24 protein-coding genes and 1 tRNA gene are annotated in these 26134 nt (G+C 50.4%); 10 read left to right on the top strand and 15 right to left on the bottom strand.

Features of this window, described 5'->3' with window-relative positions:
* Window positions 1-11: 11 nt before the first annotated feature.
* Genes OGY71_RS20410 through hemW form a run of 4 tightly spaced genes read left to right on the top strand, consistent with a single transcriptional unit; the run spans window position 12 to window position 2595 of the window.
* Window positions 12-578 carry a YggT family protein gene (locus tag OGY71_RS20410; RefSeq protein WP_003825417.1) on the top strand — a complete coding sequence of 189 codons (567 nt, stop codon included), beginning with the start codon at window positions 12-14 and terminating at the stop codon, window positions 576-578.
* Window positions 575-865, top strand: coding sequence for a DUF167 family protein YggU (gene yggU, locus OGY71_RS20405; protein ID WP_003027101.1), 291 nt, complete (start codon window positions 575-577; stop codon window positions 863-865). Before OGY71_RS20410 ends, yggU begins: the two co-directional genes overlap by 4 nt.
* Window positions 866-872: 7 nt before the next feature.
* On the top strand, window positions 873-1466 hold the full coding sequence (locus tag OGY71_RS20400; RefSeq protein WP_003825414.1) for an XTP/dITP diphosphatase: 594 nt from the start codon (window positions 873-875) through the stop codon (window positions 1464-1466).
* On the top strand, window positions 1459-2595 hold the full coding sequence (gene hemW, locus OGY71_RS20395; protein WP_048236736.1) for a radical SAM family heme chaperone HemW: 1137 nt from the start codon (window positions 1459-1461) through the stop codon (window positions 2593-2595). The genes OGY71_RS20400 and hemW overlap by 8 nt, the downstream gene beginning before the upstream one ends.
* A 114-nt stretch (window positions 2596-2709) precedes the next feature.
* On the opposite strand, the gene ansB is transcribed toward hemW, so the two are convergent.
* The 4 genes from ansB to trmB all read right to left on the bottom strand — a co-directional run bounded on the left by ansB (window position 2710) and on the right by trmB (window position 5759).
* A complete protein-coding gene (gene ansB / locus OGY71_RS20390) occupies window positions 2710-3756 on the bottom strand; it encodes an L-asparaginase 2 (protein ID WP_003027108.1) in 1047 nt (348 codons plus the stop codon).
* Window positions 3757-3944: 188 nt separating this feature from the next.
* A complete protein-coding gene (locus OGY71_RS20385) occupies window positions 3945-4664 on the bottom strand; it encodes a YggN family protein (RefSeq protein ID WP_003825409.1) in 720 nt (239 codons plus the stop codon).
* Window positions 4665-4713: 49 nt separating this feature from the next.
* Window positions 4714-5040, bottom strand: a complete 327-nt coding sequence (locus OGY71_RS20380) for a YggL family protein (protein ID WP_003027115.1) — start codon at window positions 5038-5040, stop codon at window positions 4714-4716.
* Window positions 5040-5759, bottom strand: a complete 720-nt coding sequence (trmB, locus tag OGY71_RS20375) for a tRNA (guanosine(46)-N7)-methyltransferase TrmB (protein ID WP_003825406.1) — start codon at window positions 5757-5759, stop codon at window positions 5040-5042. The genes OGY71_RS20380 and trmB overlap by 1 nt, the downstream gene beginning before the upstream one ends.
* Window positions 5760-5919: 160 nt before the next feature.
* Between trmB and mutY the strand changes: the two genes are divergently transcribed.
* The 4 genes from mutY (at window position 5920) to OGY71_RS20355 (ending at window position 9908) form a co-directional block, all read left to right on the top strand.
* Window positions 5920-6972, top strand: a complete 1053-nt coding sequence (gene mutY, locus OGY71_RS20370; protein ID WP_032934106.1) for an A/G-specific adenine glycosylase — start codon at window positions 5920-5922, stop codon at window positions 6970-6972.
* 27 nt (window positions 6973-6999) lie between these two features.
* The gene (locus tag OGY71_RS20365; protein ID WP_003027126.1) at window positions 7000-7269 is read left to right on the top strand and encodes an oxidative damage protection protein; all 270 of its coding nucleotides are present in this window, start codon (window positions 7000-7002) and stop codon (window positions 7267-7269) included.
* A gap of 86 nt (window positions 7270-7355) precedes the next feature.
* Complete coding sequence (gene mltC, locus OGY71_RS20360) at window positions 7356-8441, top strand: membrane-bound lytic murein transglycosylase MltC (protein ID WP_008785777.1); 1086 nt, start codon at window positions 7356-7358, stop codon at window positions 8439-8441.
* Window positions 8442-8651: 210 nt separating this feature from the next.
* Window positions 8652-9908, top strand: coding sequence for a nucleoside permease (locus OGY71_RS20355; RefSeq protein ID WP_008785778.1), 1257 nt, complete (start codon window positions 8652-8654; stop codon window positions 9906-9908).
* Between the two features lie 52 nt (window positions 9909-9960).
* Here the strand turns inward: OGY71_RS20355 and OGY71_RS20350 are convergent, their stop codons facing one another.
* Window positions 9961-12096, bottom strand: a complete 2136-nt coding sequence (locus tag OGY71_RS20350) for an ornithine decarboxylase (RefSeq protein WP_286613638.1) — start codon at window positions 12094-12096, stop codon at window positions 9961-9963.
* A gap of 468 nt (window positions 12097-12564) precedes the next feature.
* Between OGY71_RS20350 and OGY71_RS20345 the strand changes: the two genes are divergently transcribed.
* Together OGY71_RS20345 and OGY71_RS20340 are read left to right on the top strand one after the other, a co-directional pair.
* A complete protein-coding gene (locus tag OGY71_RS20345) occupies window positions 12565-13272 on the top strand; it encodes a DUF554 domain-containing protein (protein WP_003825390.1) in 708 nt (235 codons plus the stop codon).
* A gap of 105 nt (window positions 13273-13377) precedes the next feature.
* Window positions 13378-13453, top strand: a tRNA-Phe gene (locus OGY71_RS20340).
* A gap of 214 nt (window positions 13454-13667) precedes the next feature.
* Here OGY71_RS20340 and OGY71_RS20335 read toward each other — a convergent pair.
* The 10 genes from OGY71_RS20335 to OGY71_RS20290 form a co-directional block, all read right to left on the bottom strand.
* Window positions 13668-15008 (bottom strand): VasL domain-containing protein, encoded by a 1341-nt coding sequence (locus OGY71_RS20335; protein WP_200921191.1) that lies wholly within the window; start codon window positions 15006-15008, stop codon window positions 13668-13670.
* Window position 15009: 1 nt separating this feature from the next.
* The gene (gene tssE / locus OGY71_RS20330) at window positions 15010-15453 is read right to left on the bottom strand and encodes a type VI secretion system baseplate subunit TssE (protein ID WP_286613634.1); all 444 of its coding nucleotides are present in this window, start codon (window positions 15451-15453) and stop codon (window positions 15010-15012) included.
* Entirely contained in the window at window positions 15453-15986 is a 534-nt protein-coding gene (tssJ, locus tag OGY71_RS20325) for a type VI secretion system lipoprotein TssJ (RefSeq protein ID WP_126957934.1), read from the bottom strand. The genes tssE and tssJ overlap by 1 nt, the downstream gene beginning before the upstream one ends.
* Window positions 15961-17049 carry a type VI secretion system baseplate subunit TssG gene (tssG, locus tag OGY71_RS20320; RefSeq protein WP_267440673.1) on the bottom strand — a complete coding sequence of 363 codons (1089 nt, stop codon included), beginning with the start codon at window positions 17047-17049 and terminating at the stop codon, window positions 15961-15963. Before tssG ends, tssJ begins: the two co-directional genes overlap by 26 nt.
* The gene (gene tssF / locus OGY71_RS20315; RefSeq protein WP_257662094.1) at window positions 17010-18776 is read right to left on the bottom strand and encodes a type VI secretion system baseplate subunit TssF; all 1767 of its coding nucleotides are present in this window, start codon (window positions 18774-18776) and stop codon (window positions 17010-17012) included. Before tssF ends, tssG begins: the two co-directional genes overlap by 40 nt.
* 22 nt (window positions 18777-18798) lie before the next feature.
* Window positions 18799-20397, bottom strand: a complete 1599-nt coding sequence (tssA, locus tag OGY71_RS20310; protein ID WP_286613630.1) for a type VI secretion system protein TssA — start codon at window positions 20395-20397, stop codon at window positions 18799-18801.
* Complete coding sequence (locus OGY71_RS20305; RefSeq protein ID WP_410198770.1) at window positions 20394-23810, bottom strand: ImcF-related family protein; 3417 nt, start codon at window positions 23808-23810, stop codon at window positions 20394-20396. Before OGY71_RS20305 ends, tssA begins: the two co-directional genes overlap by 4 nt.
* Before the next feature lie 4 nt (window positions 23811-23814).
* Window positions 23815-24966: a hypothetical protein gene (locus OGY71_RS20300; protein ID WP_193134697.1), complete on the bottom strand. Its 1152-nt coding sequence runs from the start codon at window positions 24964-24966 to the stop codon at window positions 23815-23817.
* 6 nt (window positions 24967-24972) lie between these two features.
* Entirely contained in the window at window positions 24973-25239 is a 267-nt protein-coding gene (locus tag OGY71_RS20295; protein WP_286613624.1) for a PAAR domain-containing protein, read from the bottom strand.
* Window positions 25240-25396: 157 nt separating this feature from the next.
* The coding region (locus OGY71_RS20290) for a putative type VI secretion system effector (RefSeq protein WP_286613621.1) at window positions 25397-26134 on the bottom strand (738 nt) is incomplete at its 5' end.

Here is a 26134-nt window from a genome sequence, read left to right as displayed (position 1 = left end):
TAAGGAACACCATGAATACGTTGACCTTCCTGCTCTCAACGGTAATTGAGCTGTATACCATGGCGCTGCTGCTGCGCGTGTGGATGCAATGGTCTCGCTGCGATTTTTACAACCCGTTCTCGCAGTTTATAGTGAAAATCACTCAGCCCATCATTGGGCCGTTACGCCGCATTATTCCCCCGATGGGACCGATCGACAGCGCCTCGGCATTAGTTGCGCTCGTTCTCAGCTTTATCAAAGCAATCGTGCTGTTTAAGGTGGTCACGTTCCAGCCGATCATCTGGATCGCCGCCGTACTGATTGTCCTGAAGACTATCGGGCTGCTGATTTTCTGGGTGCTGCTTGTGATGGCGATTATGAGCTGGGTCAGCCAGGGCCGCAGTCCTGTAGAGTACGTGCTGATTCAACTGGCAGATCCGCTGCTACGTCCTATCCGTCGCATACTTCCAGGCATGGGCGGGATCGATTTCTCCCCAATGATTCTGGTTCTGCTGCTCTACGTTATTAACATGGGCATCGCGGAAGTGTTACAGGCGACAGGCAACATGCTGCTGCCGGGGCTGTGGATGGCGCTATGAGTGCCGTTACACCCTGCGACGACGGTCTGGTTTTACGGCTCTACATTCAGCCTAAAGCCAGCCGTGACAGTATTGTGGGTTTACATGGCGACGAAGTTAAAGTCGCCATTACCGCCCCACCGGTAGATGGCCAGGCCAATAGCCATCTGGTGAAGTTTCTCGGCAAACAGTTCCGTGTTGCAAAAAGCCAGGTCGTCATTGAGAAGGGCGAGCTTGGTCGTCACAAACAGGTTAAAATCATTCATCCGCAACAGATCCCGCCCGAAATTGCGGCGTTAACTGATTAGGTATCCCATGCAAAAAGTTGTCCTCGCGACCGGCAATGCCGGTAAAGTGCGTGAACTAGCCTCTCTTCTGAGTGATTTCGGTCTTGATGTTGTTGCCCAAACGGAACTGGGTGTTGATTCTGCAGACGAGACCGGGCTGACGTTTATTGAGAACGCCATTCTGAAGGCGCGTCATGCCGCGCAAATTACCGGCTTACCGGCCATTGCTGATGACTCAGGTCTGGCAGTAAATGCCCTTGGCGGCGCGCCGGGTATCTATTCAGCCCGCTATTCCGGCGAAGATGCGACCGATCAGCAGAACCTGGAAAAACTGCTTCACACCCTGCAGGATATTCCTGATGACAAGCGCCAGGCGCAGTTCCACTGCGTGCTGGTGTATATGCGCCATGCAGACGATCCAACGCCTGTTGTTTGCCACGGAAGCTGGCCGGGCGTGATTACCCGTGAACCTGCCGGAAACGGTGGTTTTGGCTACGACCCGATCTTCTTTGTGCCGTCTGAAGGGAAAACCGCAGCCGAACTGACCCGTGAAGAAAAGAGTGCAATTTCTCACCGCGGACAGGCGCTAAAGCTGCTGCTGGATGCCCTGCGTAATGGTTAAGCTTCCGCCGCTAAGTCTTTATATTCACATTCCGTGGTGCGTGCAGAAATGCCCGTACTGCGACTTCAACTCGCATGCGCTAAAGGGCGAAGTCCCTCATGATGACTATGTGCAGCATCTGCTGAGCGATCTGGATACTGAGGTGGCCCATGCCCAGGGCCGTGAAGTAAAGACGATTTTTATCGGTGGTGGCACGCCGAGCCTGCTTTCTGGCCCGGCGATGCAAACGCTGCTCGACGGCGTGCGAGCACGGCTGAATCTGGCCGAAGATGCAGAAATCACCATGGAGGCGAATCCCGGGACGGTGGAAGCCGATCGCTTTGTGGATTATCAACGCGCTGGCGTCAACCGTATCTCGATTGGCGTACAGAGCTTTAGCTCCACCAAACTCGAACGTCTGGGACGTATTCACGGGCCGGAAGAAGCCAAACGAGCAGCACACCTGGCGAGCGGTCTGGGGCTACGCAGCTTTAATCTCGACCTGATGCATGGTTTGCCGGATCAGACGCTGGAAGAGGCGCTGGGTGATTTACAGCAGGCAATCGCGCTCAACCCACCGCATCTTTCCTGGTATCAGTTGACCATCGAACCCAACACGCTGTTCGGTTCCCGACCGCCGGTTTTACCGGACGATGACGCGCTGTGGGATATTTTTGAGCAAGGCCACCAGCTACTGACCGCCGCGGGATATCAGCAGTACGAAACCTCAGCCTACGCCAGACCGGGTTATCAGTGTCAGCACAACCTTAACTACTGGCGTTTTGGCGACTATCTTGGCATTGGCTGCGGCGCACACGGTAAGATCACATTCCCTGACGGACGCATCCTGCGCACCACCAAAACACGGCATCCGCGTGGGTATATGCAAGGGCGTTATCTCGAAAGCCAGCGCGATGTTGCCGAAGCCGATAAGCCGTTCGAGTTCTTCATGAATCGTTTCCGGCTGCTGGAAGCCGCGCCTCGCGCGGAGTTTACGCAATATACCGGTCTTACCGAAGACGTTATTCGTCGACAGATCGATGAGGCTATTTCCCAGGGCTACCTGAGTGAATGCGATGAGTACTGGCAGATTACCCAACACGGTAAGCTGTTCTTGAACTCGCTGCTGGAGCTGTTTCTGGCGGAGTGATGGCTGGTGAACGTAGGCCTGATAAGCGTAGCGCCATCAGGAAAATTGCCGGATGGCGGCTGCGTCTTATCCGGCCTACAGGGTTAGGGCGGTAAGCGCAGCCACCTTCATCGATTAATACTGATTAAACATTTCCTGGATCTGCTTAGGATCCTTGGTTTGAGTCAGCGCAAGCTGCAGCAGAACACGTGCTTTTTGCGGGTTCAGGGAACCTGAAGCCACAAATCCGTATTTTGCATCATCAACTTCTGCATCCTGTGTAGTGGCGCCCGTTGGTACACGAGATGAACGCACTACAACGGTACCTTTATGCGCGGCGGTTGCCAGCGTATCGAAAATGGTTTTATACAGGTTACCGTTACCTACACCCGCACTGACGATCCCGGCGTAACCCGCATCCACCAGCGCTTTTGCCGGCAGATCGGAGGCATTAGCGTAGTTATAAACAATCCCAACTTTCGGCAGTTCGGTCAGCTTAGACACATCGAACGGAGTAGACGTGGTGTGCTTACGCGCAGGCGTACGCTGGTAGTCGATTTTACCGTTATGGATGTAACCCAGCGGGCCGTAGTTAACGGATTTGAAGGTAGCGACGTCGGTAGTGTTGGTTTTAGTCACGTCACGACCATCCATAACGGTGTCGTTCATCACCACCAGCACTCCGCGGTTGGCAGAGGCTTTGTCTGCGGCAGTTACTACCGCGTTATACAAGTTGAACGGGCCATCAGCGCTCATACCCGTAGACGGACGCATTGCGCCGACCAGCACCACCGGCTTGTTGCACTTGACGGTCAGGTCGAGGAAATAGGCGGTTTCTTCCATGGTATCCGTACCATGTGTTACCACGAAGCCGTCGGTTTTATCACACTCGGTATTAATCTTTTTCGCCAGCGTTAACCAGACTTCGTCATTCATATCCTGGGAGCCGATATTCACCACCTGCTCGCCTTTAACGACAGCGATATCTTTCAATTGAGGTACGGCCTCAACCAGATTTTCTACGCCAACCTTGCCTGCCGTGTAGTTAGATTTTGTCGCGGAATCACCGCCGCCGGCAATCGTCCCACCGGTCGCTAAAATGGTGATGTTTGGCAGTGCAAGCGCCGCGCCGCTGAAACCCATAACCAGTGCGGCAAGTGCCGTTTTCTTGAAAAACTCCATGTTATTTCTCCAGTTACTTGAATTTGCAGCATTATGTCTATCCTACAGATGAATAATGTGACGAGTTCCAATTAACCAGATTTATATCTCCACCAAATTGCCGTTCTTAGAGATGGATATCAAAAAAACAGAAATATACAAAATAAAACGGCACAGAATGTTTCTGTGCCGTTAATAAGAGGTGAAGATTATTTCAGAGTGCTAACCAGCGTTTTACGATCGTTTTCCAGCGTCACAACGCGGGAACAGACATCTTTGCCAAACTGCTGGAAGTCTTGTTCCTGATTCTTCCATTCGTTCTGAATTGAGGTCTGCAAACCACCGAGGCTTCCGAGTACGCCCTGCAGTGGATTACCACCGCCTTTGAGCACGGCTTTAGCTCCCATCTCGTTGATGCTGTCCTGCAAAATGCCGCCCATCGCCTGATTCACCAGCTGTTGTCCGTCCGCGCGGACCTGATCAATCGCCTTATAATGGAAAGTCAGGCCATCAGTTCGATGCTCGATGATGCGGTTCATCTGCTCTTTCAATTGCGCATCCAGCTTGGTTAAGCGGCCACGCATGTTGCTGCTTTCACCGACCTCTTTGGCGATGATTTTGTCCAGCGCCACGCGACCTTTCTCTACGCGCGCTCTGGCACCTTCGTCGATCCACGGCAGGCTGCTACGCAACGCCGCCTGATAATCTTTGGCCTGCTCACGCTGTGCGGCGTTCAGGTTGTACTGTTTACCGTTGAAGGTGACATCGCCAGCCTGGGTAATAACCAGGTCGCCATTCTCGCCCTTCACCTGCACCGTTTGTGGGCTCAAAATCACATCGTCACGCGGGGTGACGCTGCACTGGTAATCTGCATGTGCGGCCATCGCCGTGAACGTTAGGACTGCCGCCAGCAGCGTTTTGCGCATCATATCTTTTCCTCAATACAAATCGGGTCGGCATTTGCCGACCCTGTGCTACTTAGTCCCACCAAATATCGAAAAGTTCGCTGGTACGCACTTCTTCGAGTTTGTGCTCTTCCAGCCACTTACGCACGATTGCCTGGTGTTCTTCGGTGCATTTGCCGATTTCCTGCAGACAGATCAGACCTTCCCAGGCCAGATAGCCGCTGCCGTCAAAAGCCAGCTTGTTCGGTTCGATGACTTCATTGATAAAGTCATCAACGATTTGATCGACCTGCTCTCCAGATGTACCTTCCGGGAAACGCCATGCAACCGAAAATCCTACTTCCTGGAATTCTTCGATGTGCATCTTTTTACGCAGACGACGGCTACGGTTCTTTGCCATTATTTCACCCTCTCGAACATTAAGTCCCATACGCCGTGGCCAAGACGATGACCACGTTGTTCAAATTTGGTTACCGGGCGCGATTCCGGGCGCGGTACATAATCGTTACTCTCTGACTGGTTTTTATACCCGTCAATCGAGGACATCACTTCAAGCATGTGCTCCGCATACGCTTCCCAGTCGGTCGCCATATGGAACACGCCGCCCAGCTTCAGCTTACTTAAGATATGCTCAGCAAACGGTACCTGAACGATACGGCGTTTATTATGACGTGCTTTATGCCACGGGTCAGGGAAAAACAGCTGAACCATAGATAAAGAATTGTCAGGAATCATTTTATGCAGGACTTCAACGGCATCATGGCACATGACGCGCAGGTTCTCGACACCCTCTTCATGGGCTGAAGCCAGACACGCACCAACGCCCGGTGAGTGAACCTCAATGCCGAGGAAATTCTGTTCCGGACGCGCTTTCGCCATTGCAACCAGCGACGCTCCCATACCAAAACCGATTTCCAGCGTGACTGGCGCGTCACGGCCAAACAGTTCTGCGAAATCTACAGGCTCTTCGCTGAACTCAACGCCCATCACCGGCCAGTAGTTTTCCAGCGCGTGTTCCTGCCCTTTCGTCAGTCGCCCCTGGCGACGAACAAAACTACGAATCCGGCGCAGAGGGCGGCCGTTTTCATCAAATTCCGGTGAAATGACGTCGTTCTTCATAAAAGTTTAGTCTGCTGTGTTTGAGTTCTGAAAACGGGCATTATCCAAAGTTAGTTGCCGGATGCAAGTAAAGGAAGAAAGTGAGCAGCGGAAAGTTCCGGTTTACACCCCGTTGCCGCTGTGCTGCAATCTTGCCCCCGGCAATAATGAAACGGTAATCATGCAAGCGTCTCAATTTTCGGCTCAGGTTTTGAGCTGGTACGACAAATACGGGCGGAAAACGCTGCCCTGGCAAATTGACAAGACGCCTTACAAAGTATGGCTCTCTGAGGTAATGCTGCAACAAACTCAGGTTGCGACCGTTATCCCTTATTTTGAGCGCTTTATGGCGCGCTTCCCAACGGTAACGGATTTAGCCCATGCGCCGCTGGATGAAGTTCTGCATTTGTGGACCGGGCTGGGTTATTACGCCCGTGCGCGTAATCTGCATAAAGCCGCGCAGCAGGTTGTGACGCTGCATAGCGGTATATTTCCGCAAACCTTTGATGAAGTAGCCGCCCTACCTGGCGTCGGACGTTCAACCGCAGGCGCGATCCTTTCTCTCTCTCTGGGTCAGCATTTTCCGATTCTCGACGGTAACGTCAAACGCGTGCTGGCTCGCTGTTATGCTGTAAGCGACTGGCCGGGTAAAAAAGAGGTCGAAAAGAAGCTGTGGGAGCTGAGTGAGCAAGTTACGCCGGCCCAGGGTGTTGAGCGTTTTAATCAGGCGATGATGGATTTAGGCGCCATGGTCTGTACGCGCTCAAAACCTAAATGTTCCCTGTGTCCGTTGGAAAATGGCTGTGTGGCGAGCGCCAATGCAAGTTGGGCGCTGTATCCCGGTAAAAAGCCCAAACAGACGCTACCGGAACGAACGGGCTATTTTTTACTGATGCAGCATGATGACGAAGTGCTGCTTACACAGCGACCGCCCAGCGGCTTATGGGGTGGTTTATACTGTTTTCCGCAGTTTGACGACGAAGATGGACTGCGCAACTGGCTGGCGCAACGACAAATTAACGCAGATAATCTGACTCAACTTAATGCGTTTCGCCATACCTTTAGCCATTTCCACTTAGATATTGTGCCTATGTGGCTTCCCGTGTCTTCATTCACCTCATGCATGGATGAAGGCAACGCGCTCTGGTATAACTTAGCGCAACCGCCGTCGGTCGGACTGGCGGCTCCCGTGGAGCGTTTGTTACAGCAATTACGTGCCGGTACACACGTTTAACGTACCGGACGATAGAGAGGACTTTTTATGAGCAGAACGATTTTTTGCACTTTCCTGCAACGCGAAGCAGAAGGCCAGGATTTTCAGCTGTACCCGGGCGATCTGGGAAAACGCATTTATAACGAGATTTCTAAAGAAGCATGGGCGCAATGGCAGCATAAACAGACCATGCTGATTAACGAGAAAAAACTCAATATGATGAACGTCGAACACCGTAAGTTACTGGAACAGGAGATGATTAACTTCCTGTTTGAAGGTAAGGATGTGCATATTGAAGGCTATACGCCAGAATCATAAGAACCGTTGCCGGATGGCGCTGCGCTTATCCGGCCTACGTTTTAATCTGGTCCTTGCAAACAACAAACACAACACGCACTCCCGGAATGATGAAAAAATTTCTCGCGCTTGCCGTTATTGCGCCGTTGCTCATCTCCTGTTCCAGTTCGACCAAAAAAGGCGATTCCTATAACGAAGCCTGGGTCAAGGATACCAACGGTTTTGATATTCTGATGGGGCAATTTGCCCATAATATTGAGAATTTGTGGGGATTTAAGGAAGTGCTGATTGCGGGTCCGAAGGACTACGTCAAGTATACCGATCAGTATCAAACCCGCAGCCACATCAACTTTGATGACGGTACGATAACCGTCGAGACCATTGCCGGGACAGATCCCGCTGGACACCTGCGTCGAGCGATTATCAAGACATTGCTGATGGGCGATGATCCGGGTTCTATCGACCTCTATTCCGATGTCGACGACATTAAGATTTCCAAAGAGCCATTCCTGTACGGACAGGTGGTTGATAATACCGGCCAGCCCATTCGTTGGGAGGGGCGTGCCACCAACTTTGCCAACTACCTGCTGCAAACACGACTTAAAAGCCGCAGCAATGGCCTGCGTATCATCTATAGCGTGACGATCAATCTGGTGCCGAACCACCTTGATAAGCGCGCGCATAAATACGTCGGTATGGTGCGTCAGGCTTCACGTAAGTACGGCGTCGACGAGTCGCTGATTCTGGCTATCATGCAAACCGAATCCTCGTTTAACCCGTATGCGGTGAGCCATGCCGATGCGCTGGGACTGATGCAGGTGGTACAGCACAGCGCCGGGAAAGATGTGTTCCGCTCGCAAGGGCGCTCAGGCACACCAAGCCGTAGCTTCTTGTTTGACCCGGCCAGCAACATTGATACCGGTACGGCCTATCTGGCAATGCTCAACAATGTCTATTTGGGTGGTATCGATAATCCGACCTCACGTCGCTATGCGGTAATCACCGCGTATAACGGCGGCGCGGGCAGCGTGCTGCGCGTGTTCTCGAACGATAAAATTCAGGCCGCGAATATCATTAACAGCATGTCTCCAGGTGACGTTTATCAAACGCTGACCACCCGACATCCCTCTGCTGAATCACGCCGATACCTTTACAAGGTCAATTCCGCACAAAAATCCTATCGACGCCGCTAATGTATTCCTCTTCAGCCCCCTAAAACGGGGGCCTGAAGCACCAAAAATGTTAACTCCATCACTCTTTTGCTTTGCAATCAGAAATTGTTTGCAAATATTTGTCACAGGTAACAAAAAAAGAGTGCCTCTCATTGATAGAATCACATCATATAGCCACGGCAAATGTGCCTTTTAAAACATTCATCCGCATTACGGTGTGAGGAAATTAACATGAATCTTAAGCTGCAGCTGAAAGTTCTCTCGTTTCTGCAGTTCTGCTTATGGGGTAGTTGGCTCACTACCCTCGGCTCCTATATGTTTGTCACCCTTAAATTCGATGGTGCATCCATTGGCGCGGTGTATAGCTCGCTGGGGATCGCCGCCGTGTTTATGCCAACGCTGTTAGGGATCGTGGCCGATAAATGGATCAGTGCGAAGTGGGTTTACGCCCTTTGCCACCTGGTCGGCGCAGGAACGCTGTTTGCCGCAGCCGAAGTCACCACGCCAGGGGCCATGTTCTTTGTGATCTTGCTTAACTCCCTGGCCTATATGCCAACACTGGGGCTAATCAACACCATCTCCTACTATCGCCTGCAATCTGCCGGGATGGATATCGTTACTGACTTCCCGCCAATTCGTATCTGGGGCACCATCGGCTTTATTCTGGCGATGTGGGCAGTGAGCTTCTCCGGCTTTGAACTGAGCCATATGCAGCTGTACATCGGTGCGACATTGTCCCTGGTACTGGTACTGTTCACCCTGACGCTGCCGCATATTCCGGTTGCCAATCAGCAGAAAAACCAGAGCTGGACATCAATGCTCGGTCTGGATGCTTTCGCGCTGTTTAAAAACAAGCGTATGGCGATTTTCTTCATCTTCTCAATGATGCTGGGCGCAGAGCTGCAGATTACCAATATGTTTGGTAACACCTTCCTGCACAGCTTCGATAACAACCCGCTGTTCTCCGGTAGCTTTATCGTGGAACACGCATCGGTGATGATGTCGATTTCACAGATTTCCGAGACGCTGTTTATCCTGACCATCCCGTTCTTCTTAAGCCGTTACGGTATTAAGAACGTGATGCTTATCAGTATTGTGGCGTGGATGCTGCGCTTCGGCCTGTTTGCCTACGGCGATCCAACGCCGTTCGGTACCGTGCTGCTGGTTCTGTCGATGATTGTTTACGGCTGCGCCTTCGACTTCTTCAACATCTCTGGTTCTGTGTTCGTGGAGAAAGAAGTACGCCCTGAAATCCGCGCCAGCGCACAGGGTATGTTCCTGATGATGACCAACGGCTTCGGTTGTATTCTGGGCGGACTGGTGAGCGGTAAAGTCGTTGAACACTATACGCTGAACGGTATTACCGACTGGCAGACCGTGTGGTTGATCTTCGCAGGTTACTCGCTGGTTCTGGCTTTTGCCTTCGTTGCGCTGTTTAAATACAAACACGTACGCGTTCCAGCAGGCACCCAGACTATCGCGCACTAACGTTTACGCAGAGAAAAGCGGGTTGCCAAAAGGTAACCCGCTTTTTTTGCACTTACTTCACCACATATCCATACAGACGCTTAATACCGTCTGCATCCGTTTCACTGTAAACTCCTTGCAGCTCCGGCGAGAAGCCTGGCAGCAGGTTTACGCCCTCTTCCAGCGCCAGGAAATATTGCTGTACCGCCCCACCCCATACTTCGCCCGGTACCACGCACAGCACGCCCGGAGGATAAGGCAGCGCACCTTCCGCCGCAATGCGGCCAGCTGCTTCACTAATCCGCACCAGTTCAACATCACCACGGATAAAAGCGCTGTTCGCATCCTGTGGGTTCATCGCCACGGCAGGTAAACTTTCCTGACGGAACATCGCTTTTTGCAGATCTTTCACATCAAAGCTGACGTACAGTGAGTGCATCTCCTGGCACAGTTCACGCAGCGTGTAATCCCGATAGCGTACCGGATACTTGTTGAAGATAGTGGGCAGCACATCTGCCAGCGGCGTATCGTCTTCAATATGCTGCTCAAACTGCGCCAGCATCGCCACCAGTTGCGCCAGTTTCTCTGCGCTTTCTGCCGGGGTCAGCAGGAACAGAATCGAGTTAAGGTCGCATTTCTCCGGCACGATGCCGTTTTCACGCAGGTAATGCGCCAGAATCGTCGCCGGAATACCAAACTCGGTATATTGCCCGGTTTGTGAGTCAATGCCCGGAGTGGTTAACAGCAGTTTGCAAGGATCGACGAAATACTGGTCGCGCGCGTAGCCGGAAAAACCATGCCATTTAGCACCTGGTTCGAAGCTAAAGAAGCGGCGCTCGCTGGCAATCACCTGCGTCGGATAGCTTTCCCACGGTTTGCCATCAACTACCGGGGGAATAAACGGCTGAATCATCTTGCAGCGGGTAAGAATCGCTTTACGGGCCTCAATGCCCAGCGTCACACACTCCGCCCATAGCCGACGGCCGCTCTCGCCTTCATGGATTTTGGCGTTAATGTCCAGCGCCGCAAACAGCGGGTAAAACGGACTGGTGGAAGCATGCAGCATAAATGCATTATTCAGACGCTTATGCGGGCAGAACCGCGCCTGACCGCGAATATGGTTATCCTTTTTGTGGATCTGCGAAGTTTGCGAGAATCCGGCCTGCTGTTTGTGTACCGACTGGGTGACAAAGATCCCCGGATCGTTAGCATCGAGATCCAACAGCAGCGGTGACCCATCGGCCATCATCGGAATAAATTGCTCGTAACCGACCCATGCAGAGTCAAACAGGATGTAATCACACAGATGACCGATCTTGTCGATCACCTGCCGGGCATTGTAGATCGTACCGTCATAAGTGCCGAGCTGAATGATCGCCAGACGGAACGGGCGCGGTTGTTCTGCCTTTTGCGGCGAAATATCACGAAGTTGCTGGCGCAGATACTCCTCATCAAAGCAGTGCTCGTCAATGCCGCCAATAAAGCCAAACGGATTACGCGCCGCTTCCAGATACACCGGCGTCGCACCCGCCTGGATCAGCGCACCGTGGTGGTTCGACTTATGGTTATTACGGTCAAATAGCACCAGATCGCCGCGCGTCAGCAGCGCATTGGTTACTACTTTATTGGCCGCAGAGGTCCCGTTCAGCACAAAGTAGGTTTTATCCGCGTGGAAAACTTTCGCAGCAAATTTCTGCGCATGTTTCGCCGAGCCTTCATGAATCAGCAGATCGCCAAGCTTAACGTCGGCGTTGCACATATCCGCGCGAAACAGATTCTCACCAAAGAACTCGTAGAAATGGCGCCCCGCGGGATGCTTTTTAAAGAACTCACCGTGTTGATGTCCTGGGCAGGCAAATGTGCTGTTCCCCATCTCGACATACTGAGTCAACGTGTCATAGAACGGCGGCAGCAAATCTTCTTCATACTGACAGGCAGCAGACTCCAGCTCCAGCCAGTCCTGCGCCTGACCGCGAATGACCGCATTCACGCCCGCCGGCAGATCAACATCCGACTCTGCGAACAGAAACACGGGTATATGAAAACCGGTGCGTTTCAGCAAAGCAAGGATCCCGCTGCGGCTATCCGCAACGGTAATGACGACTGCCGCAACGTCAGTAAAATCAGTACTGTCCAGCGACACCACCTGACGATGGCTGGACAGACGAGAAACCAGTTCTCCACTGGCGGCAATTTTCATTGATTTCATAAGCGCAATAACCCGTTTCGGGAAAATCAAAAGTCCCGGACAAAGCCACATTGCTTTGCCCACGAAATGACAGGTCAAACTGGTTACCAGCCCCGACCGCCAGACATCAGTAAAAGCAGATAGCCTCTGATTTTACTGTTATCCTGCAGTGAGCGTGCGCTGCCCTCACCGCATGGTGGGAGCGTAAAGATAAGTCGCAGGAAGGGGCAAACGTCGCGCAAAAAGGCGATGTTGAAGGCGATGTAGGGGGAGTAATATCATCCCAGGCAGCCCCATTCAGACAGGAGAAAATTCGCGCAATCATGGCACCTTTCACTTTCAGGCGCAAGATAAAATCCGGAGCCTGAACCTCACAGATAAACAAGCATTTCGCCTGTCAATCGCGGCATAATAATGCAATCTGAAAACATATTTTACCCAGAGAATTGCCTTTAGCATCAAGACGATAATGGGTATGCAGGAGCAAACGTGGTAATTGGACCCTTTATTAATGCTGGCGCCATTTTATTTGGTGGTGTTCTCGGCGCACTACTCAGCCAGCATTTACCGGAACGCATTCGTGCCTCCATGACCTCCATATTCGGACTGTGCTCTTTGGGAATTGGTATTTTGCTGGTTATCAAGTGCGCTAACCTACCGGTGATGGTCCTGGCTACGTTAGTCGGTGCATTAATTGGCGAGTTCTGTTATCTGGAAAAAGGGATCAATACCGCGGTTGCCAAAGCGCAGCAGCTTTTCACCCGGTCGGATGCCAACACCACACACGAATCCTTCATCCAGAGCTATGTGGCCATCATCGTGCTATTTTGCGCCAGTGGTACCGGGATCTTCGGGGCGATACATGAAGGGATGACCGGCGACCCGAATATTTTAATCGCGAAGTCGTTTCTTGATTTCTTCACGGCCATCATTTTTGCCTGTTCATTAGGTATCGCGGTATCGGCAATTTGTGTACCAATGCTGGCAATCCAGCTAACGCTTGCCACCTGCGCAGCACTTATTTTGCCCCTGACGACGCCAGCCATGATGGCCGATTTCAGCGCCGTAGGTGGACTGCTGTTGTTGGCAACCGGTTTACGTATTTGTGGAATCAAAATGTTTGCGGTTGTGAATATGCTTCCTGCCCTTCTGCTGGCAATGCCGCTTTCCGCCGCGTGGACGGCATTTTTTGCCTGAGAATGCGTGCAATAGCAACAATGTGGTGATAGATTGTGCAGTCTGCGTTGATTTGAAGAAATTTCGTTGACGAAACGAAGCGAATCGGTTTTAATGCGCCTCGTTGCCCGGATAGCTCAGTCGGTAGAGCAGGGGATTGAAAATCCCCGTGTCCTTGGTTCGATTCCGAGTCCGGGCACCACTATTTAAAGAACCCGCCCAAAAGGCGGGTTTTTGCTTTTGGCGAAACGGACTCTTCATCGAACTTCGTTCGATTATTCGCCGCCAGCGGCTCACCCCTTCGGGGCCAGCGCGACAAGCGCGCTGTTCAACGCTTACAGCGTTAGTCCGAGTTCGGGCATCACTATTTAAAGAACCCGCCCAAAAGGCGGGTTTTTGCTTTTGGAGAATAGTCACTATTCTCTCCTCACCGAACTTTGTTTCAACAGCGCATAACGATTAAGAAGCTGATTAATCCGCATATCAAGTTGCTGATACAAAGCGGGTGATACACTTCCCTGCTTTTTTAACTCCTCATCAATTTGACGCAATAACTCTTCTGTCGGCGGCGATTGGTCAAGCTGGCGGCGGATAGTGAAAATGGCTGATTTCAGCTCCGAACCCGTCAGATATTTACCTTTACGTTCATCAAGCGAATTTAGCTGGGCAGTTAACGCCTCCAGCCCCTGCTGGGCATGATGCCAGTTTTGCAGAGCACTTTCCGGCAACGCTTCCGTGTTTAACTGTTTCTGTAATCCGCTGGCGAATACCGTAGTCTGCGATTCTTCCGGCCACAGGATGACTAATTGCTGTGCTAATGATGCGGCATATTCTCTTGACCACAAAGGTGACAGGCGATGTAAAACGTCCAATTGCCCTTGCGTTGCGGCGATTAATTCCTGTTTCTTCTCTTTCAAATCTGAGGAATGTTTCAATGTGGACAATTGTTCAGGTGTCAGCCCCCGTGGCAATGGCTGAACCAGTTCAAATCTGTCGTCCCACATAGGGCTGATACCAAGAAAAGTGCCTGTACTCACCACTGCCGTAGCCATGACACCGATGGCGAATCCCAACCACATTCGCCGGGGTCGATGAACGCTTTGAGTAGCAAACTCCGCTGCGCTTGATTGATCGGGCGACGATGCTTCATTAACCACAAAGACCAACTGTGGCAAAGACTTCTCAGCGTGATTAGTCGTACCTGAAGCCGGTATCATCACAGCGGTGGATCCCGAATCCGCTTCAGACTTCTCCAGGCGTAAAGCTGCGTTATGCATCCAGGTAACGACAGCCTCCATTTTACTAAGCGCTTTCAATTCAAGCCGTTGCAGCACTGCGCAGGCATGTTTTAAACTTTGTTCAACCCGATACACTTTTGATAAATCAGCATATGACAGCGTTAGGGTACGCAATTCTTGCTGTAAGCGGACAGACAACCATGCCAGGATCTCAACGCGGGCATGGGTTTGCTGTGGCCATATTGCACTCCAGTGATGCGTCAGTAATGCTTCCAGAAGTTCCGTGCTTTCGGCAAGTCCCTCCAGTCCCGCATTACGTATTCTGGCGACGGTGTACCAGGCAAGTGTTTGCAGTTCGACTCCGTTATGACGAAACAGCGCCAGGCTTAACTGTTCAACCTTTTGCCAGTCAACGTCCGGACGCGCAGGGTGAGTCAGCTTGCTAATTTCATCGCGTAATTGCCCAAACTCCATGAAAGCACGTGGATCTCCCCCGGTGCTGATGCGATTCTTTTCCATGTCAGTACACTCCAGTCTCAAGCCAACCCTGCCTCTTGAGGTGCCGAATCAGAACCCGCCCCTCAGGGGTAAAATCAGTGCCATAGCGAACAATGCCCAGGTCTTGCAGTTCAGCATCAATGGAATAACGCAAATGTCCCGGTGTTTCCTGCTCCTGCATCGTTACCTGAATTCCTTTTAGCCGCGGTTCATACTTCAACAAAACCTGAGAAAGCGTGCTGATAAGCTGATGTGCTGTTCCCGGCATACCCTGGAGGATTTTGGTCATATCCGGCAGACCATAATCGGGTAAATGTTTGAGGCTACCGGCACGAGTATTCAAAATGCGCTGCATATTATCGAGGACGGACAAGATGACCTGCGTATTTTCGCTGACTGCGAGCAAAGGAAAACCACCGGAAAAATTACCCAGCAAGATGTCATAAAGAGAAGGCTGTTTAATCATTACTCATCCTCCGGCATCAGGAGAACCAGAGCCTGAGAATTTAATTCAATCACTCGCGCCTTATCAGGATCGAGATCTTCACGACGTAATACCACACGCCATGAATCTTCAGACTGATCGGGAGAAATAAACATTCCCGCCACGGCAACATATTGCGCTTCGTTTTCGAATGGAATATCGACAGCTACGCTTTCACCTGGTCGTACCCTAACATCTTTCTGAGCCAATAAATCTGCTTTCACCACCGTACTATCTTGCGCAAATAAGGACTGATAATTAGCCGAGTCAAATGCTTTTCGATCTTTGAGTTGGTAAATACGCACGACCGTCGAAAGCGCTATGCCCTGCGCATTTTTATTTGCGGCTTCTCTGGCGGAAAGATCCAAATGCAGGGTTTTAATTTCCTTATAAAAAATCGACTTCGTTAATGACACGGTACCTTCAGATACTTTTTGTGTCAGACCACACCCAGTAACTAAACTGACCATTCCGGTTATTACGGCAAAATTAATAGCGATAATCGCCAGTCTCATCGGCTTCCCTCCGTTGAACATGTTGAGTAAGGCTCTGCCAAAGCCCAAGCTTAATTGTTATAAATTGATTCTTAGCTTCCTGGTTATCCAGACGCATCACAGCCGTGCGGCCAAGCTGAACTGCGTGCTCGCTTTTATTACTGGTAAGATGAGCATCCGGAAGCACCGATCGAGGAATGCGTAATTGCAGTCTCGCATTCACTCTGGCACCTAAATAAACATGCATCAGCGCGAGAAAATCATGGTAAAGCTGGCCACCCGGTAACCATTCGCGAGCTTCATCAGGAACGTCCGTTGTAAGCGTAATTAGCACCTGACTGTTAATATCTACGGCGCTACTTCCCATCACCGGACGAGAATGGAGGCTAACGGGTTGCCGCACACTCATTTTTAACGCCTTATCCAGCAGGATTAAGCGTTTATCATGAGGGGCCACGGTGGTATTTGTTGTTGGCGATAATAAAGAAACCAGCGCGGATATACCTTCTGCCGTACGCGTTGGCATTCTCATTATTCCCAGCAGCGCCAAAAAGCGCGATATCGGGGTAGCTGTTTGTATGGCGCACCCCTGAATTCCCAGCCCAGTCAACCCCAGCAAATATTGTGATGTTTCATCTGTTCCGCCTGGTCGAAAAGTCGCTGGATAGCTGTATTTACGCCAGATTCGATAAAACTGCGTAATTAAGCGATGGTTAAAAATATCCAGAAACTCAGCGGCAACGTCCGCACCTTCCTGACGCTGGGCAATATCATCCTGATAGGTTGTCGGCAGCGGCGATTCCACGCCATACAGCCCCATAAAAGTGACACGAACCGTTGGTGGAAGTGTGGGTTGCTGCGGATCATATTCTGCACTTTTTATTTCACCCGCCGGGAATCCCATCCCCGGATGAGGGCGAAAACGAATGGTATCGAAACGTGGGCTTTGTTGGCTTCCGGGACAGGGCGCTTGTGGATCCCACTGTTCCAGCAACTGACAGAAACGATAAAAATTAGTACGGGGTAGGTGTTCGCCAAGGCTCGTTAGCAACCGGGTAGTCGCTGATTGTGATTCTCTTTCCATCGCAAGCTTTTCCCTGCCGGCTGTATGATTAAAGTAAGCTGATTAAACAAATGAATATCCGCATACAATGCAAAAAAGCGGTTAAGCATTTCACCAAACAGATGAATATCGCCTTCGCCTGTAAATCCGTTTTCATCAAGCGTTACTTCGATGTCCACACCACGGAGTAGAAATCCTTTTTCAAAGCGCTGTATTTCATGTTGTTGAACATCCATGATCGCATCCAGACGACGATAATTAAGTTCATCATCCTGCCAGTTATAGAGAGACAACGTTCCTTTAAGCACTTCAGCGCTGGCCATCATATTCAGAAAGCTGGATCCCAGGTGACTCAACACTCGCCAGTGAAAACGATCCTCAGCGGGAGGGTAAGCAGGTAGCGTCGGTTTAGACAGATTGCGAACGGCAAGCGGCGTCTGGAGTATCTGCTCACAACGATTGAGCAATGTACTTTGCAAAGCTCGCCGCGGTAGCTGACCGTTTGTTCCGGTCACTTTCAAAGACAAGGTTTCATACTCAGCAAGGCGATCCCGCTCCCAGGCATCTCCCCCGAGGATCAGCCATGTATCATATAATCCGGATACGCCGCGTCTGACACGAGTATGGTAATAACGCTCAGGTGCATTACGGCGCATCATGCCTCCCTTGTGGCGAAAACTGGTGAAAGGGGCATAAACGGCGTTACGCGTTCGCTGTGATCCTGAAACCGCATCGACTGCAAAAATTTCCGTGTGGCCATCTTGCAACCTTCGCGGACGCAGCAAATATTCGCTTTCCAGACCATTAACTACCAGCGGATCGGCTTCGATAGTGAAAAGATTAATAACCGGAACACAATGAAGACGAATGTTTTCACTCCCCACAGGAAGCTCAGAATCCCACTGTTGAGTCAGTATCGCTTCTATTTCAAAGCAGTCTATCCCCTCAGGAAACGATATTTCTTCCAGACCGTTAAGATGGACAAACATAAATTTTTCGCGGAACGTAAAATACTCAAGCAACAATTGCCAGCCGCCAAACGCCGTATCGCCTTTTGGCCACAAACTGTCTTCATCGGCAAATCCGCCCGGGGAAAAGTAACCCTCCAGTCGAATACGTTCTACGCTGTTGGGGAGTCTCAAATAAAGAGAAGCCAGACGCTTTGTCAAAGCAAGGTGCAGCGCGTGGGTCACCGGCGCGTCACCGCTGAGGTAAAGGCTGAGGTGCGTCAGATCGGTTTGCGACCAGTCCATCTGTGGATTGCACTTTATTCGCATACGGATGACCGAGCGCCCATCAGGTTCGGCATCGATTTTCACCGCCGCGACAGACAGCGGATTAAGTGTGACGGGCTGAGTAGTACGATACTGACATACCGTTTTTTTAGGGCCAACGGGCTGTGACAATACGCCAAACTTCGCGTTAATCCGCTCACTCATTTTTAGCACATCAATATCTGGTAAAAGCTCGACAATACTTAAGGAGGGAATGGTACGTAAATAATGTGGCCACAGCAGACTCATCAACCCTTCGGTAAATTCAGGGAGATGATCGTCTATTTTGGCGCGCAATCGCCCCATCGAAAATGCAAAACCTTCAAATAACCGTTCCACATAGGGATCGGGAATGCCGGCTTTATCCAGATCCAGCATCGCTGCACGATCCGGATGCGCCTGCGCAAACTCTTTTGCCGCTTCCCTTAAATAACGCATTTCCGCGTCATAATAACGCAGAGTTAAATCTTCCATTTTACAGTTCGCTTATTTTGTTTTAACCGCACAAAACGGCGGCTCTGGCGGGATCAATGGCGACCAAACCGGACAACAGTGAGTCCATCTCTGGTGCCAGACGCGCTTTGTCACTTTCACTGCGGCTGGCTTTTAAACGCAAAAGTTTCAGCCGTCGCGCTTTAACTTCAAACAGCAGCTCAGGCTCCCATTGTTTGAGAGTGAGAGAGTGTGCTGTAGTATTCAATTCCCCAAGCAAATGCAGCGCGAGATCGTTGCGCCCACATTGTTCTGTCAGACGGGCCATCAACAGCTGGCGTAACCAACGCTGTCGACGTGAAACAATACCTGGTCGTGCCTGAACCCAGGCGAGCGCGGCTTCAACGCCTTCGCTATCCGCTAACGTCAAAGCTTCGCTTTCAAGAAGCAGAATATCGTCGTCCGTTCCTGCACTAGCCGCAGCGACTTTTTCAGTATGCCAGTCACTTTCCTGTAGCACGTCACGGGCTATCCACTCACGCGTGACATCATCGGCAAAGGGAGTCCCATCGTTAAACGCCAGCGTTTCCAGACCCGGCATCCGATGTAGCAGCATTTTCAGATCGCTGATAATAATCCCGGCATTTTTATCCCAAGGCGATCCCGCCCTCATTAATGCCTGATGAAGGTACCATTGCACGTCCAGCCAGAAATGATTCACTCCCTCAACAAATAAGCTGTCCGTTAACTCAATCAGTTCAGTCCAACTTTGCTGCAAATACAGACGTTTGAGCTGCGCGCGATAATCACTCTTGGGCGGTACCAGGCGCGTACGTCCGGCGCCATCTGGCGGTGGAAGCTGGCTGACCGTATCGAGCCGCACGCTTTTCATCAAATGATGCGCCGCCAGCCAACCATCCGGCTGATCGCTTAAGTATTTCGCCAACACCCGCGCCTGCTCCAGCAGCTCACGGCCAGAGGCAATACCTTTGAGGACGGGGGTTTCTGCGCTGTGCCGACTGGGTTGAGCACTGATATTTTGCGGCACCAATGCCTGAGCCCCGCCAGATTGGACCAGACGGTTCTCCAGCGCGCTATACAGCCCCCCAAGCCCAGGACGAATACTCTCCTCTCGCTGGCTAAACTGCTGCTCAAGCAGCATCAGCGCACCGGCGATCCGTTGCGCGTCAGGTCGTGAAACTTCGGGAAAACGCGCCAGACTATCCAGCATCCTCCCGCCTGCCAGCCATTCAAGGGCGGCCTTATGGCTGTTGGCTCTTAAAGGATGGAGAGAATCGCCATATTGCTGCATCAGGCCAGCCAGCAAAATCAGACCATCCGCCAGGCCGGACTCACCATCCTGATGCAAACGCGCCCATGTGTAGTACGTGACAACACGGACATCCTTACAGGTGTGGATCAGGATTTTTTCCGCAAGCTCAATGATGAGATCCGTTTGTGCGCCAGAAAGTTTATTCACCTCCTCTCGCATATGCTGAAAATCATCGTCATAGCCTGGATCTTCACCACCGGGGTTGGCAGCTGAAATGGGCAATAGCCAGTTTTGCCATAGCGCAGTCTGCGTTTGCGCCTGTTCCATTAGTTGCTGTTGTTCATCTGGCGAAGCCGTGCTGGCAGCCAATAGACGTTTCAGAGCGCTCATTCTTCTTCCTCTGAGGAAATCTTGCCGCTAACAACAAAAATTGCTTCTGGTAGTTCAAAGTCGCGGAGTTTGAGTAATGCGAGCGGACCTTCACCGGCTTCAGTTCGCAGGGTGTAGTTCAGCGGCAATCCATCCTGCGCAGTCCAGCGCAGGTTAAAACCGCTACTCACGCCAGCGTTATCGGTTATCTCCGCTTTCTCAAGCAGTCGGATCCACCCCCAGGTACCGGGGTTATCTGAGTAGATTCGGGTTCCCGAATTGGTGCTCACCCAGCTTAGGGTTGCCCCTGACGCTTGCGTATCAGCAGGCCAGACAACGTTTTTCCACGCTGGCATCTGATTAACGTAAGTGAGTTTCTGCCCATCCAGCACGAGGTCAGTCTGCATCACGTCCCGCGCCGTTCCGGGACGCAGTTCAAAACGCATCCCGGCTTCTCCACGAATAAATGCGACATCCGCAATTTGACTGAGTTGGTCCATCGCCTCGAGAAACGCCGGATTAAACTCCAGCCCCTGAGCATTCACCGTGTCGGCAACCCAGTGACTTCCCTGTTTATGCAGCACACCGCTTAAATGACTTTCGAGAAAATGCGGGATTCGGCCATTATCGCTTCGCAGATATTGCGCCAGCAGCGGCAGAGAAGCCTCGCTGCCAACATCGCGAAACGGATAACGTCCGCCGAACGCGGTGTTCCAGTCATTCACAATCAGCGCCTTCCATTGCGCATTCAGGCCCGCCGCGGTGGGTTGCAACACCTGCTGCCATGACTGCTCCAGTGGCTGAACAAACATAGTTTGACCAAATCCACTCCATGCTTGCCCCAGACTGGCAGCCACCAGATTGCCATAGTCACGCGTGGTGGTGAGATCGATGGTTTTACCCTGAAACACCGTTTGCGCCAAGGCCTGGCTCATGCCTTGCGGATCGGCTGCGTTAGTAATCTGCTGGAGTTTCAGCCTGACCTGCGTTACCCGGGTCAGGTAGGTTTGCAGACTCAGATGACTGATATCCTGCCCAGCCGATTGTTCATCCATCAATGCCAGGATTGGCGAGAAGGTACTCGCCATAGGGCCTTCTTCCCGCGCATGTTGGTCAATGATTTGATTTTCTTTGGTGTTAAATAGATCCTTTGCCGACTTCACCAGTGAGTCCGACAGCGCTTCTCCGGTTAACCCTGTTCGTCCCTGAACGGCGAGCGTATTCATTAACGCAACCAGAGGAGACTGACGGATATCTGCAATCAACGTGAGTTGATCGATAGCATCACTTAGCGTCTGGGTGCGCTTCCAGCGAATACTGTTGAGAAAATCCAGCCAGTTGTCGGCAAAATCCGTGAAGTAACGCTCGCTAAGACGCACCTTTAAGGCCTGTGGAGAGAGAGGGTCACTTGCAGAATGCGTATCATCTCCCAGCACCTGATCCATTTCTTCCCGACGGTTGTTTACGATTTTCTCAATGGCGGGCAAAACCTCCTCTTCCCAGGCTTTGCGGGTATACACGCCAGCAACCGAACTGTGGGTATAAAATACGTGCTCTGCCCGGGTATCGCCGGTCATGTCTTCCAGACGAAGATCGGTGTAATGCGGCGTTACCTGTTCAATGATTTTCTGATACAGGGCGGCTTCGCCATTGCGGATCCCCATCTGACGAATTAACAGCGTTCGCACCTGGCTAATAAGATTTTTATCGGCTGCTATCTTCCATTCAGGATGCGCCTGAAGGTTCTCTCCCCAGAATTGCCAGAGCCCAGGGCCAACGCCCTGCCATGATGCGCGCGAAATACCCGCTCGCTCCGGCCAGTCTTGCATCAGCGCCTGACTAAAAAATGACGCCTCCATCTGCTCAGGCCGCGAAAGCATCAGATACATTTTCAACTGGTTGTAGGCGATCTTTGCCTGGGCGGCAAACTGCGGGCTGTCTGGAGCCAGTCGGGTTAAAGCCGTTAATTCCTGGGTAAGATGTTGGGCGGCTTCATCACGCAGGAGCGGAATAGCGATACGCGTATAGCGCGGCCATAGTGCATCCAGCAGAGCATCATTTTGGCTTAAGCCGAAACGGTAGTACCACGGCGTCCCATTCTGCTGACGCCAGCGAAGCATGCCTGGCGTTTGCTGCAGAGCAGACAGCGCCGTAAGACGCTCGGCGAGCGGTTTATCCGCACCGCCTGCCAGGCTCGCCTGGTCCAGACTTTCGCCAATCAGATTGCGATTAGCCAGAAAAGATACCACCATTCCCGCCCCCCATAGCAGCATCAAACCGGCTGTACAGACGGCCAACACGCGCATCCCTGAACGGCCTGTACGCTGTGCCTTTAGTTCAGCAGGTAACGCAGGGAGTGAATCAAGCAGCGCACGCCAGCGCTCATCACGCATCCAGGCATGCGCGATGAGCGATGAAGTATCTTCCGCATACAGGCTCATGATTACCGCCGCCAGCGGCAGAGGCCGATGCGGGCTGAAAAAAGTGGACAACGATTCGCTGATGGCTTCTGCGCCAGGCATCAGCAAATTAGCCATTTTCAGTAAGAAATTATCGCGGATATTGCGCGTAACCTGCTGCGTACCCTGCTCCGCCATCTGCATTGCCAACGAGGTCAACTGCGAACGACATAAAGCCGTGGTGCATCCTGCAGGGAACAAACATGTCGCAGAGTGCAGGGTTACGTCATCCCGGACGAATTGAGCGCCATTCAGCGACCAAAGGTATAACGGTACTCGCCAGCGGAGCGTGGTAAAAACAGCCTGAAGATGGCGGGCGGCATTATCTATTTGTTCTGCGGTTAAAGAGACAACAGGTGCCGATTGAACCAGTGTATCCTGGTGCTGAAAAGTGGGGGTTACCCATACAATCCCATCCAGCGGACGCCGATGCAGCTTGCGTATCGCATCAAACAACGAGGCATCTGGCGCTTCAGTGAGCGTACCTCCCCACATTAACACCACGCCATCCCCTTCAACCCAGCGTTGAGAGGTGAGTTTAGGTACTAATTGATCAACCTGGGAGGCATCCCCCATCACCAGCAGGATACGCGTTTTGGCGCGCCAGAGGCGGCCATAGTTATCTTTAAGTGTAGTATGGAAGTTAATGAATATATTACTATCCAATGTGGTAGTTATATTATTTCCAACATTTGTCTTATCAGCTGATTTCCATGGCAAAAAAGAATAAACAATTGATTTATATTTTAACAATGGAACATACGATATCAATACTGATTTCAGCGCATTCAACTGCCATAATTTAAAAATATAACATAGTGCTATTAAAACAGTTGTAACGACTATTATCCTTGTTGATTGGGTCCTCACCCCCAAATACTCTCCGTAGTAAAAAAGAACTACATAGCATATCAAACCAACGACAACTAAAATACATAACCGACCAAATAGCAGCAACAAGGTGGACTTCTTCATATATCTATTCCTGATTTCTAATTTTTTTAACCCTCGACAATATAATTCTTTCATCCGATTCCGATAATATTAGATCAACAGCACTCACGTTTTGTCCATTTAACAAAGAGAACATTAACATCATCCATATATCAAACTCTCCGTGAATGCCGATATATAACTCTGCATAATATTGCTCAAGGTTGTTATTATGCTCATTAAGAAGAACTGCCACCTTAGCCACATCTTTTTTATCGCTATGTTTGCCTATCAATAAATTGTCTATTATCCCAACCCTGGCCTGATAAAAAATAAGATCGTTAAGGTCTTTGAGCAGTTCACCTCCATTCGTAGAGATAGACCTATACAACCTTGCTTTCTCGAAAATATTATTCTGATTAACTAACATCGGCGGAGCAAAAAGAAAAGCACACATCCCATCACCCGTTCCATGGTGATTATCTTTGATTTCCGTTGATTTTTCCCCTACAATAATTAATCTGAATTTATCCTCTGTAACACTTAGCCATTCATTAATATTTAATACATAATCATGCAAGATAAATTCACTATTTTTAATTATATCATCAGAGAGCCCAAGTCGTTTCCAGGCCAATAAAAAAGACTGCCATGCTGAAGTCCCTGACATCTGACCAACAATAAAGCTAATAACCAGACCTTTTTCAGAAGTAATATCAATTAATCTAGCTCTCATGGGAGCCAATAACTCATGGAATAAAACAGTAGAATTAATCGATTCTGGAAAATGTAACGCCCTGGCTCCAATGGCATTGAACTCATTGACTTCAAGTAAATGAGGTATCTGCGATTCTTCTGGAAAGAGATAGCTGTAATCTACAATACTTATATAATCAGATGCCCATTCAGACCACTCACAATCAATATTAGAACTTTCCGTTGATATCATTTCATTTTTTTCAAGGGATACACCGAGTTGAAATAACCTAATTCCTAAGTATATAATGAATATTAAAAAAACACTTAGCGATATTGCAAAAGCATAATAAAGAAAATCACTATTATGAGTAATATAATAGAACAGAGTGAATAGCAGAACAATAGTTATTAGCAATAAGATAAAAACACCACTATCACGCCCCCACCTTATAGAAGGCACGGGTTGTGTTTTCTTCTTACCTGGGATATTCCAACTCATTTTAACTTACCAAATCCCGCTACAGGGAAGAGTTGAGATGACGTAACAACCGCATTGACACATGCATTTATGCACAGCTACTGGTTTTCCATCTGAGATCCACTCTGTAGCCCCCTGGATTATCTTATTTACTCCATGAAATGGAATTGGACATATAACAGTATCACCAAGCAATGCGACACCTAAACCATCGACAATTATCGTTGACGAAACTGAAATTACTTTACCACCACTACTTAATGGATCATTGAGTCTGACTAAGCCTAGAAACATAAATCCTCACTATAAAAATATAACCATTCAGATATAATCCTTTGAAAAAAACAAAAGATTATCCAACACATCTATATAATCAGATAAAGATCAGATAATAACATCCTACCTGGCAATAAATATTAGCTTTAAAATTAAACCCGCAAATAAAATTCGTCTAATAGTAATAAAACCACCATCCTGATTTAAGTAATCGAATAGATCGTCCTTGTTTCTTAAATTCTTTTATCTTTTTCTTGTCGTGTTTCAGAAGGTCAATATTGGTCACATTATCCCAGCCAGCAACAGTCAATATCTCTTCCGTCAACTGTTCTTTCGGAAAAGGATGTCGTCGCCAGATCGTCCATATTGCGGGCAGGATATACAGAAAGGTCCCCATGGTCAGGAACATCGTTACCCCGCTCACTATTTTTTCAGTAACAACCCAGCCGTCCTGGTAAATAAACACTACCAACATCGTAATAATTAACAAAATAACGACCGAAATGGGGACTTTCATCGCGTCTATTCGTGCCCGTCGTATTCCCTGGTAACACCACGGCGGCATGGTCAGCGAGCGTGCATGCGGCCGGACAAGGGCATATACCAGGTACTCCTCTCCCGCCGGCGCGGCAATCAGTTCCACTTCCTCACCTTCCCGGCAATAGGGCGCGCCCAGCCACCCTGAAAACTGCCGGCCATTGATTTCGCCCGTAACGTACCACGCCGAAGAAGGAACCCTGTCTTCATTGCTCGCCACCATGCCCTGTGCCGTTGCCGCTGACCCCGTCGAGGCCAGCACCATCGCAGCAGACGCCATGTTCTCATCCAGTCTACTGAAATATTCCCACGTCTGCGGATAGGCTTTGGTGTCAAAATAGTGCGTCAGGCAGCGCTGGTGGTAGTTTGTCACCAC

The sequence above is a fragment of the Citrobacter sp. Cpo109 genome, from assembly GCF_030332565.1.
In the GTDB taxonomy this organism is placed as follows: Bacteria; Pseudomonadota; Gammaproteobacteria; order Enterobacterales; family Enterobacteriaceae; genus Citrobacter; species Citrobacter portucalensis.
The sequence above is the reverse complement of the archived record's forward strand: the minus strand, read 5'-3'. Positions and strand labels throughout refer to the sequence as shown.

Coding starts and splice junctions, on each gene's coding strand:
- OGY71_RS20410 (WP_003825417.1), top strand. CDS start 12: ATGAATACGTTGACCTTCCTGCTCTCAACGGTAATTGAGCTGTATACC.
- yggU (WP_003027101.1), top strand. CDS start 575: ATGAGTGCCGTTACACCCTGCGACGACGGTCTGGTTTTACGGCTCTAC.
- OGY71_RS20400 (WP_003825414.1), top strand. CDS start 873: ATGCAAAAAGTTGTCCTCGCGACCGGCAATGCCGGTAAAGTGCGTGAA.
- hemW (WP_048236736.1), top strand. CDS start 1,459: ATGGTTAAGCTTCCGCCGCTAAGTCTTTATATTCACATTCCGTGGTGC.
- ansB (WP_003027108.1), bottom strand. CDS start 3,756: ATGGAGTTTTTCAAGAAAACGGCACTTGCCGCACTGGTTATGGGTTTC.
- OGY71_RS20385 (WP_003825409.1), bottom strand. CDS start 4,664: ATGATGCGCAAAACGCTGCTGGCGGCAGTCCTAACGTTCACGGCGATG.
- OGY71_RS20380 (WP_003027115.1), bottom strand. CDS start 5,040: ATGGCAAAGAACCGTAGCCGTCGTCTGCGTAAAAAGATGCACATCGAA.
- trmB (WP_003825406.1), bottom strand. CDS start 5,759: ATGAAGAACGACGTCATTTCACCGGAATTTGATGAAAACGGCCGCCCT.
- mutY (WP_032934106.1), top strand. CDS start 5,920: ATGCAAGCGTCTCAATTTTCGGCTCAGGTTTTGAGCTGGTACGACAAA.
- OGY71_RS20365 (WP_003027126.1), top strand. CDS start 7,000: ATGAGCAGAACGATTTTTTGCACTTTCCTGCAACGCGAAGCAGAAGGC.
- mltC (WP_008785777.1), top strand. CDS start 7,356: ATGATGAAAAAATTTCTCGCGCTTGCCGTTATTGCGCCGTTGCTCATC.
- OGY71_RS20355 (WP_008785778.1), top strand. CDS start 8,652: ATGAATCTTAAGCTGCAGCTGAAAGTTCTCTCGTTTCTGCAGTTCTGC.
- OGY71_RS20350 (WP_286613638.1), bottom strand. CDS start 12,096: ATGAAATCAATGAAAATTGCCGCCAGTGGAGAACTGGTTTCTCGTCTG.
- OGY71_RS20335 (WP_200921191.1), bottom strand. CDS start 15,008: ATGGAAAAGAATCGCATCAGCACCGGGGGAGATCCACGTGCTTTCATG.
- tssE (WP_286613634.1), bottom strand. CDS start 15,453: ATGATTAAACAGCCTTCTCTTTATGACATCTTGCTGGGTAATTTTTCC.
- tssJ (WP_126957934.1), bottom strand. CDS start 15,986: ATGAGACTGGCGATTATCGCTATTAATTTTGCCGTAATAACCGGAATG.
- tssG (WP_267440673.1), bottom strand. CDS start 17,049: ATGGAAAGAGAATCACAATCAGCGACTACCCGGTTGCTAACGAGCCTT.
- tssF (WP_257662094.1), bottom strand. CDS start 18,776: ATGGAAGATTTAACTCTGCGTTATTATGACGCGGAAATGCGTTATTTA.
- tssA (WP_286613630.1), bottom strand. CDS start 20,397: ATGAGCGCTCTGAAACGTCTATTGGCTGCCAGCACGGCTTCGCCAGAT.
- OGY71_RS20305 (WP_410198770.1), bottom strand. CDS start 23,810: ATGAAGAAGTCCACCTTGTTGCTGCTATTTGGTCGGTTATGTATTTTA.
- OGY71_RS20300 (WP_193134697.1), bottom strand. CDS start 24,966: ATGAGTTGGAATATCCCAGGTAAGAAGAAAACACAACCCGTGCCTTCT.
- OGY71_RS20295 (WP_286613624.1), bottom strand. CDS start 25,239: ATGTTTCTAGGCTTAGTCAGACTCAATGATCCATTAAGTAGTGGTGGT.